Annotated in this window: 1 pseudogene; it reads left to right on the top strand. The window is 63.3% G+C overall.

From position 1 onward, the window contains the following. Positions 1-308, top strand: a pseudogene (locus ABQE89_RS26325) (hypothetical protein); the annotation flags it as partial.

The raw sequence follows: 308 nt of genomic DNA, 5'->3' as shown, positions 1-308 counted from the left end.
ACTCAACTACCACCACCAACCCGAAAACCTCCTCCCACCCGACGACCAAGACACCGAAACCAACACCGAACCGGGCCGCAACACCCCAACCGACAAGATCGAGGCCGAAATCCGCGCCGGGCAACCAGATACCACCGAGACCCCAGCTGACATCCACGGCGACCACGTCACCGACCCGCCGCCGGATAGCGAACCCACCAACAACAACCCCGTCGCCGAGACCGAACCAGACCGCAACACCACAGCCGACGATGACGAAATCGACGCCGCGACAACAGAAGCCACCGCGCCCACCAACACCCACGAGT

It is taken from the genome of Mycolicibacterium sp. XJ1819 (assembly GCF_053483675.1).
This window is presented reverse-complemented; position numbering and strand designations above follow the sequence as displayed.